10 protein-coding genes and 1 tRNA gene are annotated in these 13,386 nt (G+C 64.3%); 7 read left to right on the top strand and 4 right to left on the bottom strand.

Going from position 1 to position 13,386, the window contains the following annotated elements:
- The first annotated feature begins 148 nt into the window (after positions 1 to 148).
- A complete protein-coding gene (locus tag C722_RS0120010) occupies positions 149 to 2,917 on the top strand; it encodes a response regulator (RefSeq protein ID WP_017642222.1) in 2,769 nt (922 codons plus the stop codon).
- A 4-nt stretch (positions 2,918 to 2,921) separates the two neighbouring features.
- On the opposite strand, the gene dinB is transcribed toward C722_RS0120010, so the two are convergent.
- From dinB to C722_RS0119995, 3 genes are all read right to left on the bottom strand, one after another.
- A complete protein-coding gene (gene dinB / locus C722_RS0120005; RefSeq protein ID WP_017642221.1) occupies positions 2,922 to 4,019 on the bottom strand; it encodes a DNA polymerase IV in 1,098 nt (365 codons plus the stop codon).
- A gap of 93 nt (positions 4,020 to 4,112) precedes the next feature.
- Positions 4,113 to 4,346, bottom strand: coding sequence for a hypothetical protein (locus C722_RS0120000; RefSeq protein WP_017642220.1), 234 nt, complete (start codon positions 4,344 to 4,346; stop codon positions 4,113 to 4,115).
- A 32-nt stretch (positions 4,347 to 4,378) separates the two neighbouring features.
- Complete coding sequence (locus C722_RS0119995; RefSeq protein ID WP_017642219.1) at positions 4,379 to 4,696, bottom strand: hypothetical protein; 318 nt, start codon at positions 4,694 to 4,696, stop codon at positions 4,379 to 4,381.
- Positions 4,697 to 4,869: 173 nt separating this feature from the next.
- On the opposite strand from C722_RS0119995, the gene C722_RS26475 reads away from it, so the two are divergent.
- The 5 genes from C722_RS26475 to C722_RS0119970 all read left to right on the top strand — a co-directional run bounded on the left by C722_RS26475 (position 4,870) and on the right by C722_RS0119970 (position 9,860).
- On the top strand, positions 4,870 to 5,016 hold the full coding sequence (locus C722_RS26475) for a hypothetical protein (protein WP_017642218.1): 147 nt from the start codon (positions 4,870 to 4,872) through the stop codon (positions 5,014 to 5,016).
- 92 nt (positions 5,017 to 5,108) lie between these two features.
- A tRNA-Met gene (locus C722_RS0119985) sits at positions 5,109 to 5,185 on the top strand.
- 191 nt (positions 5,186 to 5,376) lie between these two features.
- Positions 5,377 to 8,034 (top strand): bifunctional lysylphosphatidylglycerol flippase/synthetase MprF, encoded by a 2,658-nt coding sequence (gene mprF, locus C722_RS0119980; RefSeq protein WP_026083982.1) that lies wholly within the window; start codon positions 5,377 to 5,379, stop codon positions 8,032 to 8,034.
- Between the two features lie 7 nt (positions 8,035 to 8,041).
- Positions 8,042 to 9,316 (top strand): virulence factor family protein, encoded by a 1,275-nt coding sequence (locus C722_RS0119975; RefSeq protein ID WP_017642216.1) that lies wholly within the window; start codon positions 8,042 to 8,044, stop codon positions 9,314 to 9,316.
- A gap of 238 nt (positions 9,317 to 9,554) precedes the next feature.
- The gene (locus tag C722_RS0119970; protein ID WP_017642215.1) at positions 9,555 to 9,860 is read left to right on the top strand and encodes a hypothetical protein; all 306 of its coding nucleotides are present in this window, start codon (positions 9,555 to 9,557) and stop codon (positions 9,858 to 9,860) included.
- Positions 9,861 to 9,906: 46 nt separating this feature from the next.
- Here the strand turns inward: C722_RS0119970 and C722_RS0119965 are convergent, their stop codons facing one another.
- The gene (locus C722_RS0119965; protein WP_017642214.1) at positions 9,907 to 11,748 is read right to left on the bottom strand and encodes a potassium transporter Kup; all 1,842 of its coding nucleotides are present in this window, start codon (positions 11,746 to 11,748) and stop codon (positions 9,907 to 9,909) included.
- Positions 11,749 to 12,054: 306 nt separating this feature from the next.
- On the opposite strand from C722_RS0119965, the gene rimO reads away from it, so the two are divergent.
- Complete coding sequence (rimO, locus tag C722_RS0119960) at positions 12,055 to 13,380, top strand: 30S ribosomal protein S12 methylthiotransferase RimO (protein ID WP_026083981.1); 1,326 nt, start codon at positions 12,055 to 12,057, stop codon at positions 13,378 to 13,380.
- The last annotated feature ends 6 nt before the right edge of the window (positions 13,381 to 13,386 follow it).

The raw sequence follows: 13,386 nt of genomic DNA, 5'->3' as shown, positions 1-13,386 counted from the left end.
TCAATGGTTGTGCACCTCGGCCAGAAGCCGTGGCAGCCTTCGCGGATTTTCTCGAATCAACGCGCCAAGGGGTGCGACCCCTTTCGCAAAGACTCTCTTTACATTTGGTAAAGGGGTTAGACTCGCCAATTTCCTCGGGGGACGTGCAGTGCTGGACGAATTGGGACTCAAGGGGCGCATCCTGCTGTTGAGCGTCCTCCCGACCTGCTGCATGGCGGCTCTGCTGGGGGTCTATTTCAGCTGGGTGCAGCTGTCCGACATGCGCAACCAGCTCATCGAGCACGGTCAGCTGGTGGCCCAGCAGATGGCCCCGCTCATTGCCCCGGCCATGCGTACCGGTGACAACGACCAGCTCAACCGTATCGCCCAGCGCGCCCTCGACCAGGCCGATGTCCGGGCCATCACCTTCCTGGATGACGACGGCAACGTCCTCGCCCATGCGGGCCCCTCGATGACGGTGGCGCTCACCGGACGGGACTACCAGACCATCAGCATGAGGTCCGGCCTCGACATCACCCACTTCAATCTGCCGGTGCAGACCCACGACCTGCGCCTGACCCGCAGCGACGGCAACCCGGCCACGCCCCAGACCCTGGGCTGGATCCAGCTCGAACTCTCCCACCACGCCACCCTGCTGCGCGGCTATCGCAACCTGGTGGCCGGTCTCCTGCTGATCCTGCTCGGCCTGGCCTTCACCGCCTTCATCGCCGTGCGCATGGGCCGGCGCATCAACCGGCCGCTGCAGGTGATCGCCCAGGGGGTCAGCCAACTGCAGGAGGGGCGCCTGGAGACGCGCCTGCCGACCCAACTCGGCAGCCCCGAATTCGACGAACTGGCCACCGGCATCAACCGCATGGCCGAAGCCATGGAAAATGCCCAGTTCGAGATGCAGAACAACATCGACCAGGCTACCGAGGACGTGCGCCAGAACCTGGAAACCATCGAGATCCAGAACATCGAGCTGGATCTGGCGCGCAAGGCCGCGCTGGAGGCCAGCCGCATCAAGTCGGAATTCCTGGCCAACATGAGCCACGAGATCCGCACCCCGCTCAACGGCATCATCGGCTTCACCAATCTGATGCAGAAGAGCGAGCTGACCCCGCGCCAGCAGGATTACCTGAGCACCATCCAGAATTCCGCCGAGAGCCTCCTGGGCATCATCAACGAGATCCTCGACTTCTCGAAGATCGAAGCCGGCAAGCTGGTGCTGGAGAATCTGCCGTTCAACCTGCGCGACATGATCCAGGACACCCTGACCATCCTGGCGCCGTCGGCCCATGAAAAGCACCTGGAGCTGGTCTGCCTGGTCTACCGCGACACCCCGACCCACCTGGTCGGCGATCCGCAGCGCCTGCGCCAGGTGCTCACCAACCTGGTGAGCAATGCCATCAAGTTCACCCACTCCGGCACCATCGCCGTGCGCGCCATGGTCGAGGAAGAGACCGACGACCACGCCCAGTTGCGCATCAGCGTCCAGGACACCGGGGTCGGCCTGACCGACGAAGACCGCCAGATGCTGTTCCAGGCCTTCTCCCAGGCCGACAACTCCCTGACCCGCCAGGCCGGCGGAACCGGTCTCGGCCTGGTCATCTCCAAGCGCCTGATCGAGCAGATGGGGGGCGAGATCGGCCTGGAGAGCATTCCCGGCGAAGGCTCGGAATTCTGGATCACCCTCAACCTGCCCAAGGCCCACGGCAGCGTCGAGAGCCACAAGCGCATCGCCCTGGCCGGCCGTCGCGTCGGCCTGGTCGAGCCCCACCCCCTCACCCGCCAGGCGCTGCAGCATCAGCTGGAAGAATGCGGCCTGAGCGTGGAGCCGTTCGAGACCCTGGAACAGCTCAGCGAAGCCGTCGCCCATCCGGCCTCCGGCAAGCTGCCGGTCAGTCTCGCGGTGCTGGGCGTCAGCGCGCGCAGCATTCCGCCGGACCTGCTCACCGAGCGCATCTGGGAACTGGGCCGCCAGGATTGCAACACCCTGGTCTATTGCCCGACCACCGACCAGGCGGTGTTCCATGCCTCCCTGCCCGACGTCCATTGCCAACTGCATTCCAAGCCGGCCTGCAGCCGCAAGCTGGAACAGGCCGTGGCGGAATTGCTCAACCAGCGTCCGCAACGCAATGAAAGTGGCGGCCTGGGCATCACCGACAGACCACCGCGCCTGCTCTGCGTCGACGACAATCCAGCCAACCTGCTGCTGGTGGAGACCCTGCTGACCGATCTCGGCGCCCAGGTCACGGCGGTGGAGAGCGGCTATGCGGCGGTGGAAGCCGTCCAGCAGGAGCGCTTCGACCTGGTGTTCATGGACGTGCAGATGCCTGGCATGGATGGCCGCCAGGCCACCGAGGCGATCCGTGACTGGGAAGCCAGCGAAGGCGGCACCCCAGTGCCCATCGTCGCCCTTACCGCCCACGCCATGGCCAACGAGAAACGCGCCCTGCTGCAAAGCGGCATGGACGACTACCTCACCAAGCCCATCAGCGATCGGCAACTGGCCCAGGTCATTCTCAAATGGACCGGCCTGCGCCTGCTGCACAGCTCGGCGCCCGAGGTCACCAGCCTCAACAGCGGCGGCCAGGACATTTCCACGCTGGCGGTGATGGATGCGGACGAAGGCCTGCGCCTGGCGGCCAACAAGCCGGACCTGGCCAAGGACCTGCTGAGCATGCTGCTCGCCTCCCTGGCCGCGGATCGCCAGGCCATTCGCCAGGCCCGCGAAGACGGTGACCGCATCGCCCTCATCGAGCGCGTCCACCGCCTGCATGGCGCTACCCGCTATTGCGGCGTGCCCCAGCTGCGCGCTGCCTGCCAGCACAGCGAAACCCTGCTCAAGCAGGGCGCCCCGACCTCCAGCCCGGCGCTGGAAGAACTGGACGCGGCCATCGTCAATCTGTCCACCCAGGCCAAGAGCCCGCTCTAGCGGGCTAGTCCTCGAACAGCCGCAACTGCAGCGCCGCCTCGCGCAGATCGGTCAGGCGCACGCCCACGCCGAGCAGGCGCACCGGTCGATTGCCCCGCCGATAGGCCTGCTCCAGCAGCCGCCGATAGCTGTCGAGATCGCGCCCGGCGCCCTGCTGTTCCAGGGTGGTCTGGGTGAAGTCGTGGAACTTGACCTTGATGAAGGGCCGCTCCGGGCGATAGCGATCGGCCAGGCGCGTCAACCGCTCTTCGAGCTTGGCCAGCAACTCGGGCAACTCCTTGGCACAGGCGGCGGCATCGGGCAGGTCGCGGTCATAGGTGCGCTCGACGCTGGCCGATTGCCGCTGGCTGTCCACCTTGACCTGGCGCTCGTCGATACCATGGGCCAGTGCCCAGAGGCGCTCGCCGAAGCTGCCGAATTCACGCAGCAGATCGAAGCGCGACCAGGTCTGCAGATCGCTGCACAGGACGATGCCACGGCGCTTGAGCTTGTCGGCGGTGACTTTGCCGACGCCATGCAGCTTGGCCACCGGCAGCACGGCGACGAAGTCGTCCACCTCATGGGGCGCGATGACGAACAAGCCGTTGGGCTTTTTCCAGTCACTGGCGATCTTGGCGAGAAACTTGTTCGGCGCGACGCCCGCCGACACCGTGATGTTCAACTCCTGCCAGACCCGGCGGCGGATGTCGCGGGCGATCAGGGTGGCGCTGCCATTGAACAGCTCGCACTGGGTGACATCCAGGTAGGCCTCATCGAGGGACAGCGGCTCGATCAGCTCGGTGTAGTCCTGGAAGATGGCGTGGATCTGCCGCGACACCTCCTTGTAGACGTCGAAGCGCGGCTTGACGAAGACCAGGTCGGGACAGAGCTTTTGCGCCTGATGGGACGACATGGCGGAGCGCACGCCAAAGGCCCGCGCCTCGTAGTTGCAGGTGGCGACCACCCCACGGCGATCAGGGGTTCCGCCTACCGCCAGCGGCTTGTTGCCCAGGCGCGGATCATCGCGCATCTCGATGGACGCATAGAAGCAGTCACAGTCGACATGGATGATCTTGCGCTGACGCTTGGGTGGGAGCTGGGCGGGGGAATTGTCCGGAGCCATGGAGAAAGATGCCGGGCCGGGCACTGCGGCTGATTATCCGTACAGTAAGCCAAGACCGCCCGGATTTGTCCATGGCGGACGACGAATCGCCGGTTAACCGACGTCCTGCAGCAGGCGCTGCCGATGCACGACCTCTTCGCGCAGCTCGTCGACCACCGCCTTGAGATCATGGGCATGGTGCAACTGATCGTAATAGAGGTGGCGCTCGGCGATGACCCCATCCGGGGTGGTGATCATCAGGCGCGCGAAATGCTCACTGCGCTCGAAGAACTCGATACGCCCCAGACCCTGGAGATGCTGAAGCAAGGTTTCCAGCAGGAGATTCATGGCGACCCCTTGGACTTTCCTGGTCAAACGGTTCAGTCGCGTTGCCCATCGTCGAAAGGTGCACTCTCGTCGTCGGCGATGACGATCCGCTCTTCGAAATGGCCGGATCGAACATGGCGGGACGTGGTGTCCAGCAGCGCCTGCGCGGAAACGCGCAGTGTCTTCATGTCGTCGACGAGCAATTCGACTTTTTCCACGACTTGAAGTGCCATATCGGCGGCGCCATTGGCACTACTGCCGGTCAACGCCAGCGAAAGATTGCACAACTGGGCGACGAGCGTCGCGATGTCGTGCTCCATCACGCGCATGATGCGCTGGTCCAGACCACTCGAATCCTGAGAAGGGTGCATGAGGTTCTCCATAACACCCAGCGAGGATAGCACATGGCCACCACCCGCTTGAGCGACCACGCGGCGTTTTGCTATCACCGTCTCACTTGTCAGCGCGGTGGACTCTCATCGGCTTTTCGGACTCTTTGCCGTCCTCATAGGTCGACTGAGGACGTACATCTAGGAGACCACCCATGAAACGCCCTCTATTGTTATCCTCCGCCCTGCTCGTCACCCTGGCGCTCGGCGGTTGTTTCGATCGCGATCAATCGGATCAGCAGAATCGCTCCAGTGGTGAAAAGGCCTCGGTCCAGATGCAGAAGAGCGACGGGGACAAGTGACCTCGACCCTGCCTGACTAAATTAAGCCTTTGAAGAATATTAAATTTTTCCTTGACGAATTTTTTCTTGGCCCTATACTGAGCCACATCGGACGCGGGATGGAGCAGTCTGGTAGCTCGTCGGGCTCATAACCCGAAGGTCGTTGGTTCAAATCCAGCTCCCGCAACCAAATTCGAAAAAACCACTCTCTTGAGTGGTTTTTTTTTTGCGCTGAATTTGACCGGGGTCAGATCCCAGCGGTGCGAACTCTGTAGCTACGCGAGCTACAAAGGTTGGTATAGAGCTTTTTTATCTGTACAAGGCTTGGCAAACCGCGCGCGACCAGTAATCTGACGCGCGTTCCTGTCTAGAGGAGTTTGCATGACTGCACCTGATCCAGCCAAAGAGGTCTCCTCGAAGCCGGCATCCCCTGCGGACCATCCTGTTTCGCCCCCTCAAGCACTGCCCTGGCGCCTGCTGGAGCGGTTGACGGCCTATCGACAACCCATCGAATTGGGTGTGACCCTGGTGTTGTTCGCCGCCGCGCTGGTGGTCTGCTGGCATCTGCTGAGCAGCATCGACGGCGAGGCGCTCCACGATGCCCTTCACGATATCCCACATTCATCCCTGATCGGCGCGCTGATCGCCGCCGCGGCCGGCTTCACCATCCTGCTCGGTTACGAGTGGTCGGCCATGCGCTTCGCCGACGTCAAGCTGCCGGCCCGCGCCTGGACCATGGGCGGCCTCACCGCCTTCGCCATCGGCAACGCGGTCGGGCTCTCCATGTTGTCCGGCGGCTCGGTACGCTATCGCCTCTATGCCCGTCAGGGCCTCAGCGCCCTGGAAGTGGCGCGGATGACGGTGTTTTCCAGTCTGGCGCTGGGCACCGCCCTGCCGCCACTGGCCGCCATCGCCGCGCTGACCAACCTGCCCGCCTCCACCCAGGCCCTGCGCGTACCGGAAGCGGTGATCGTTACCGCGTCCGCCGTGATCCTGATCGGCTATGCGATCGGCATCCTGGCGCTGCGTCGCTGGCGAGCACCTGAGCAGCCCTGCGCCCATGCCCTGCATTTCCGCATCGGCAAGCGCGCCCTGCGCCTGCCGACCCTGCGGCTGTCCGCGCTGCAACTGGTGATCACCATCCTCGATGTGACCGCCGCGTCGATGGTGCTCTATCTGCTGCTGCCGACGGCTCCGCCCTTCGGTGCCTTCCTGCTGGTCTATCTGCTGGCGCTGGCCGCCGGGGTGCTCAGTCACGTTCCGGGCGGTGTCGGCGTATTCGAGGCTGTCCTGCTGGCGGCCTTCGCCAACGAGCTGGGCGCCGCCCAATTGGCCGCGGCGCTGGTGGTCTACCGCCTGTTCTATGTGCTGCTGCCGTTCGTGATCGCCTGTCTGGTGCTGCTGTTCAGCGAAGGCCGGCGCCTGCTGTCGAACAGTCCTGCGGTACGGGTCGCCTCGGGACTCGCGGCACCCATCCTCGCCATCCTGGTTTTTTTTTCTGGGGTGGTCCTGCTTTTTTCTGGGGTCACCCCTGAAATAGACACCCGCCTGGAGGGCATGGATTTCCTGCTGCCCCAGCGGTTGATCGATGCCTCCCACCTGGGCGCGAGCCTGATCGGCGTCGTCTGTCTATTGCTGGCGCAGGGATTGCGCCGGCGCCTCTCCGCGGCTTGGGCGGTGACCTTGGTCTTGCTGTTGCTGGGCTGCCTGCTGTCCCTGTTGAAAGGTTTCGACTGGGAGGAAGCCTCCATTCTGGCGATCACGGCCGCGCTGCTCGCCATCTTCCGCAAATCCTTCTATCGCCGCAGCCGGCTGATGGAACAGCCCTTCTCGCCGCTGTACGTGACCGCCAGCATCTGCGTGGTCGCCGCCTCGGTGTGGCTGCTGCTGTTCGCCTATCAGGACGTGCCCTACGACACCCGCCTCTGGTGGCAATTCGCGCTGGATGCCGATGCGCCACGCGGCCTGCGTGCCGCCCTGGGCAGTTCGGTCCTGCTGCTGATCATCGCCCTGGGCTGGCTGCTGCGCGCCGCGCCGCCGCCCATCGAAGCCCCCACCAGCGCCGAGCTCGAGCGGGCCTTCGGCATCGTGCGCAAATCCAGTCAGCCGGATGGCGGCCTGGTGATGACCGGTGACAAGGCCCTGCTCTTCCACGACAGCGACGATGCCTTCCTGATGTACGGACGACGGGGCCGCAGCCTGATCGCCCTCTTCGACCCCATCGGTCGCTCCCAGCCACGCGCCGAGCTGATCTGGAAGTTTCGTGATCTCTGCGACCTGCACCATGCCCGACCGGTGTTCTATCAGGTGCGCGCCGAAAATCTACCCTTCTATATGGACATCGGACTCACCGCGCTCAAGCTCGGCGAAGAGGCGCGCGTGGACCTGCACGCCTTCGATCTCGACAGCAAGGGCAAGAAGGACCTGAGATACACTTGGAATCGTGGCCAGCGCGACGGCCTGGCCATCGAATTCCATGCCCCGGGCGAGGCGCCACTGGACGAACTCAAGGCGATCTCCGACGTCTGGCTGGAAAGCAAGCAGGTGCGCGAGAAAGGCTTTTCCCTGGGTCGTTTCGACCCTGCCTATCTCCAGCACTTCCGCATCGCCGTGGTGCGCTTCCAGGGCAAGGCGGTGGCCTTCGCCAACCTGCTGGAAACCGAACGTCCGGATCTGGCCAGCATCGACCTGATGCGGGTCACCGCGGATGCGCCCAAGCAGACCATGGAATTCCTCATGCTCGGGCTGATCCTGCACTTCAAGGCCGCCGGCTTCGCCCGCTTCTCGCTGGGCATGGTCCCGCTGGCCGGCCTGCATCCCCGCCGTGGCGCCCCTATCACCCAACGCCTGGGCGCCATGGTGTTCAGACGTGGCGAACAGTTCTATAACTTCCAGGGACTGCGTCGCTTCAAGGACAAGTTCGATCCGGAGTGGGAGCCGCGCTACATGGCGGTACCCGCCGGCCTGGACCCCCTGGTCGCCTTCGCCGATACCGCCGCCCTAATCGCCGGGGGTTACACCGGCCTGGTCAAACGTTGAGACTCCTATGCTGAAACGTGCACTCGCAGTACTGCTCGTCATCCTGCTGATCGCGGGGGGCCTGGGCTGGTGGTGGCTCCATCGTTGGCCGTCGGCGCCCCAGGTCAAGGTCCTGGAGCAGCCGGATGGTCGGCTGCTGACCATGGCCGCGCCCAAGGGCGAGCCCCATGCCCGCGTGGTGCTGGCCACGCCGTCGGACCTGCAGCTGGCGGATGCCGATCTGCTGGGCCTGGCCACCAACACCGGCGCCGAGATCGTCCAGTACGAGGTCAGGGTATCCAATGGCTGCCAGGCGCAGAGCGATGACTTCGCCAACGCGGCCAAGCAGCTGAGTGGCGCCCCGACCTTCGTCGGCGGCATCGGCCCAGGCGCCGCCCGCGCCTGGCGCTGGCTGACCACCCAGGACAATCCGAAGGCCGCGGCCCTGAGCGTCGGCTTCAACCTGGAAACCCTGGATTGCCCGGATGCCCTGCCGGCCAAGGCAGCCGCGGGTCAATGGCACATCGCCTGGAACGATCATCCGACCGACGATTCGGCCATCTTCGTGCGCCAGCAGAGCAACGCCGATCTGACCATCGCCGACTACGGCACCGCCCTGCCGGTGGTCCTGCGCACCCAGCTCAAGAATCGTCTGCTGGGCCAGCACAACGACATCCCGACCATCGAGATGCCGGCCGATCCAGACGTCAAGCCCGGTCACCCCGACGTGGTGACCATCTTCTACTCCGGTGACGGCGGCTGGCGCGACATCGACCGTCTCTCGGCCCAGGCCATGAACGAAGCGGGTTATCCGGTCGTCGGCGTGGATTCCCTGCGCTACTTCTGGCAGCACAAGAGTCCCGAGCAGGTCGCCGCCGACCTCGCCAACCTGATGCAGGAATACCGCGAGAAGTGGAACGCCAAGCACTTCGTCCTGGCCGGCTACTCCTTTGGCGCCGACATCCTGCCAGCGGTCTACAACCGCCTGCCCAAGGCCGATCAGGACCAGGTGACCTCGCTGCTGCTGCTGGCCTTCAGCCGCAAGAGCAACTTCGAGATCGCCGTGGAAGGCTGGCTCGGCAAACCGGGCGACGAGGCCGATACCCTGCCGGAAACCAGCAGAATTCCCGCCGCCAAGCTGTTCTGTGTCTATGGCGAGGAAGAGAAGGACGACAGTGGTTGCACCCAGCCGGGTCAACCGGGTGAGAAGCTGGGCCGCCCGGGCGGTCATCACTTCGACGAGAACTACGACAAGCTGGCCGACTTCATGGTCAAGGCCATCGAGGCCCGTACGCCGCAATAGCCACCAGATAGACCGGGCTTGAAGCCTGTTCAAAGTCTAGCGAGCTAGAGCTAAGCAAGGCGAAGATGGCTGAGGAAGCGGAGTTTACGATTGGTAAATGAGCATTCCGAAGCCATCTTCAACGCCGCTTAGCCGACGCGCAGCAGACTTTGGACTGGCTTGGGTCCCGGACGAACGGCCGGAACAAGGGGGCGGTCTCCAACGGTCTATGGCTGCAACAGCCACGGAGACCTCTGTCATGAGCACACCGCTTTCCGCCGACGCCGCCAGCAAGATCCTGGTGGATGCCTTCCAACCCCTCGGCTGCGTGGTATCGTCCGGCGCGGATGGCCATGACCTGGCGCTGGGCGTGGTGGATGCCCAGGGCAAGACGCTCTATACCGAGGAACAACTCAGCGAGACGGACTACAGCGATCCACTGCGCCTGGCTGGCTACATAGGCACGGTGCGCAGCGAGCTGGAAGGCCGCGGCCAGACCCTCGACAGCTGGCAGATGCCCTTCATCACCGATCCTGACACCCTACCGCCGTCGGTATTCAACTAGGCGAAGAAAAGGCCCCTGCTGGGGCCTTTGTTCTTTCTGCGCTCGGCTAGATCTCGACCTGGGTGCCCAACTCGATCACCCGGTTCACCGGCAGCTTGAAGAATCTCAGGTTGCCGTTGGCGTTCTTCATCAGGAAGACGAAGAGATTCTCGCGCCAGGGCGCCATGCCGAGGCGCTTGGAGGCGATCACCGTTTCCCGGCTGAGGAAATAGGTGGTGCGCATCGGGGTGAAATCCAGGCCTGGATAAGGGCAGTGGCTCAAGGCCAGGGGGATGTCCGGCTCGTCCATGAAGCCGTAGTGCAGCACCACGCGATAGAAGCCGTCGCCGAAGTCCTCGACCTCCATGCGCTCGCCACGCGATACCCGCGGGCGATCCTCGTAGCGCACCGTGAGCAGCACCACCTGCTCGTGCAGCACCTGGTTGTGCAGCAGGTTGTGCAGCATGGCATGGGGGACCACGTCGGTCCGGGCGGTGAGGAACACCGCGGTGCCCTTGGCGCGGAACGGCGGTTGGGCACGGATGCTGCTGATAAAGATCGGCAATGGCAGCGCGCCGTCGTCCAGGCGCTCCACCACCAGTTGCCGGCCCCGCTTCCAGGTGGTCAGCAGGATGAAGATGACGATACCGGCGATCACCGGGAAGGAGCCGCCGGAAAAGATCTTCGGCGCATTGGCCGAGAAGTACAGGACGTCCACCAGCAGGAAGCCGATCAGCAACGGCACCATGATCCAGCGCGGCCATTTCCACAGCAAGAGGATCACCGCCGACACCAGGCAGCTGGTGATCAGCATGGTGCCGGTCACGGCCACGCCATAGGCCTCGGCCAGGTTGGCCGAGGACTGGAAGGTCAGGATCAGGAAGATCACCCCCAGCATCAGCGCCCAGTTCATCAGCGGGATGTAGATCTGCCCCTGCTCCTGGCTGGAGGTGTGCTGGATCTGCATGCGCGGAATATAGCCCAGCTGGATGGCCTGGCGGGTCATGGAGAAGGCGCCGGTGATCACCGCCTGGGAGGCGATGACGGTGGCCAGGGTCGACAGCCCGATCATCGGCAGCAGCAGCCATTCCGGGGCCAGCAGATAGAAGGGATTACGGACCGCGGAGGGATCGGCGAGCAGCAGCGCGCCCTGACCGAAGTAGTTGAGCACCAGCCCCGGCAGCACCAGCAGCAGCCAAGCCCGGGCGATGGGTTTGCGCCCGAAGTGGCCCATGTCGGCATAGAGTGCCTCGGCCCCGGTCAGGGCCAGCACGGCCGCGCCCAGGACGATGAAACCCTTCACCGGATTGGCGGCAAAGAACTCCACTGCCCAATAGGGATTGAAGGCCTTGAGCACCTCAGGCTGCTGGACGATGCCATAGACGCCCAGGGCGCCCAGGGTGGTGAACCAGAGCACCATCACCGGGCCGAAGAACTTGCCGATGGTGGCGGTGCCGCGCTTCTGGATGGCGAAGATGCCGACCAGGATCACCAGGGCGATGGGCACGACCCAGGCTTCCAGACCGTCGAAGGCCAGCTCCAGCCCCTCCACCGCCGACAACACCGAGACCGCCGGAGTGATCATGCTGTCGCCATAGAAGAGCGCGGCGCCGAACAGGCCGAGCAACACCAGGGTGGTGGCCAGGCGCGGCGAGCCCTGAGCGGCGCGACGGGCCAGGGCGGTGAGAGCCATGATGCCGCCCTCGCCCTGGTTGTCGGCGCGCATGACGAAGGTGATGTACTTGAGGGTGACGACCCAGATGAGCGACCAGAAGATCAGCGACAGGATGCCGAGCACGCTGTCGTGGTTCAGCGCCAGGCCATAGTGCGGCGAGAAGACTTCCTTGAGGGTATAGAGAGGACTGGTACCGATGTCGCCGTATACCACGCCGGTGGCGAGCACGATCATTCCCAAGGCCGAAGGGGCTTTACCACCGTGCTCGTGTTCCGGACGGCTCATGCAGGGCTCCTAGAGTCTAAAATCGGCGCATCCTGCGCCGAAGCGGCGTCAGGATCAAGTTGAAAAGGCCGGTAGCGTGGCGCGGGCAACCTCTCGGCGCAGCGCTTCAAGGACCATAGACTCTCTGGTCGGCAAAAAGCTCTGTGCGGTCGCCAGGACCGGCGTACCCCTTCCAAGCAGCGGCAGAGATGGCTAGAATCGCGCGTTTTTTGATCAAGGCGCCTCCTGAGCGCCCGCCGAGGTTAGCCCATGTCCATCCAAACGTCCGCCCCCAAGGTCGGTTTCGTCAGCCTCGGCTGTCCCAAGGCCACCGTCGACTCCGAACGCATCCTTACCCAGCTGCGCATGGAAGGCTACGAGATCGTACCGACCTATGAAGACGCCGACGTGGTGGTGGTCAACACCTGCGGTTTCATCGACAGCGCCAAGGCCGAATCCCTCGACGCCATCGGCGAGGCCATCGCCGAGAACGGCAAGGTGATCGTCACCGGGTGCATGGGGGTCGATGAGGGCAACATCCGCGGCGTGCACCCCAGCGTGCTGGCGGTGACCGGTCCGCAGCAGTACGAGCAGGTGGTCAGCGCCGTCCACGAGGTGGTGCCGCCGCAGTTGGAGCACAATCCGCTGATCGACCTGGTCCCGCCCCAGGGCATCAAGCTGACCCCGCGCCACTATGCCTATCTGAAGATCTCCGAGGGCTGCAACCACAGCTGCAGCTTCTGCATCATCCCCTCCATGCGCGGCAGGCTGGTCAGCCGCCCGGTGGGTGACGTGCTGTCCGAGGCCGAGCGGCTGGTCAAGGCGGGCGTGAAGGAGCTGCTGGTGATCTCCCAAGACACCAGCGCCTACGGCGTCGATCTCAAGTACAAACTGGACTTCTGGAACGGCCAACCGGTCAAGACGCGCATGCTGGAACTCTGCGAGGCGCTGTCGGGCATGGGGGTCTGGGTGCGCCTGCACTATGTCTACCCCTACCCCAACGTCGACGACGTCATTCCGCTGATGGCCGCCGGCAAGCTGCTGCCCTATCTGGACATCCCCTTCCAGCACGCCAGCCCCAAGGTGCTCAAGTCCATGAAGCGCCCGGCGTTCGAGGACAAGACCCTGGCGCGCATCAAGCGCTGGCGGGAGATCTGCCCGGAGCTGACCATCCGCTCCACCTTTATCGTCGGCTTCCCCGGCGAGACCGAGGAAGACTTCCAGTACCTGCTGGACTGGCTCACCGAAGCCCAGCTGGATCGCGTCGGCTGCTTCCAGTATTCGCCGGTCGAGGGCGCGCCGGCCAACGAGCTGGGCCTGGACCCGGTACCAAACGAGATCAAGCAGGAGCGCTGGGAGCGCTTCATGGCGCACCAACAGGCCATCTCCGCCGCGCGCCTGCAGCTCAAGATCGGTCGCGAGATCGAGGTGCTGATCGACGAGGTGGACGAGCAAGGCGCCATTGGCCGCTCCTACGCCGATGCCCCGGAAATCGACGGCAACGTCTATGTCGACAGCGCCAATCCCCTCAAGCCAGGCGACAAGGTCTGGGTGCGGGTCACCGACGCCGACGAGTACGACCTCTGGGCAGAGGCGCTCTGATCCCTA

Origin of the sequence: Pseudomonas sp. 313, assembly GCF_000316965.1 — a bacterium.
GTDB lineage: Bacteria > Pseudomonadota > Gammaproteobacteria > Pseudomonadales > Pseudomonadaceae > Chryseomonas > Chryseomonas benzopyrenica.
The sequence above is the reverse complement of the archived record's forward strand: the minus strand, read 5'-3'. Positions and strand labels throughout refer to the sequence as shown.

Bases quoted from the DNA above. Each gene is read 5' to 3' on its own strand.
- dinB (WP_017642221.1), bottom strand. From the start codon at position 4,019: ATGGCTCCGGACAATTCCCCCGCCCAGCTCCCACCCAAGCGTCAGCGC.
- C722_RS0120000 (WP_017642220.1), bottom strand. From the start codon at position 4,346: ATGAATCTCCTGCTGGAAACCTTGCTTCAGCATCTCCAGGGTCTGGGG.
- C722_RS0119995 (WP_017642219.1), bottom strand. From the start codon at position 4,696: ATGCACCCTTCTCAGGATTCGAGTGGTCTGGACCAGCGCATCATGCGC.
- C722_RS26475 (WP_017642218.1), top strand. From the start codon at position 4,870: ATGAAACGCCCTCTATTGTTATCCTCCGCCCTGCTCGTCACCCTGGCG.
- mprF (WP_026083982.1), top strand. From the start codon at position 5,377: ATGACTGCACCTGATCCAGCCAAAGAGGTCTCCTCGAAGCCGGCATCC.
- C722_RS0119975 (WP_017642216.1), top strand. From the start codon at position 8,042: ATGCTGAAACGTGCACTCGCAGTACTGCTCGTCATCCTGCTGATCGCG.
- C722_RS0119970 (WP_017642215.1), top strand. From the start codon at position 9,555: ATGAGCACACCGCTTTCCGCCGACGCCGCCAGCAAGATCCTGGTGGAT.
- C722_RS0119965 (WP_017642214.1), bottom strand. From the start codon at position 11,748: ATGATCGTGCTCGCCACCGGCGTGGTATACGGCGACATCGGTACCAGT.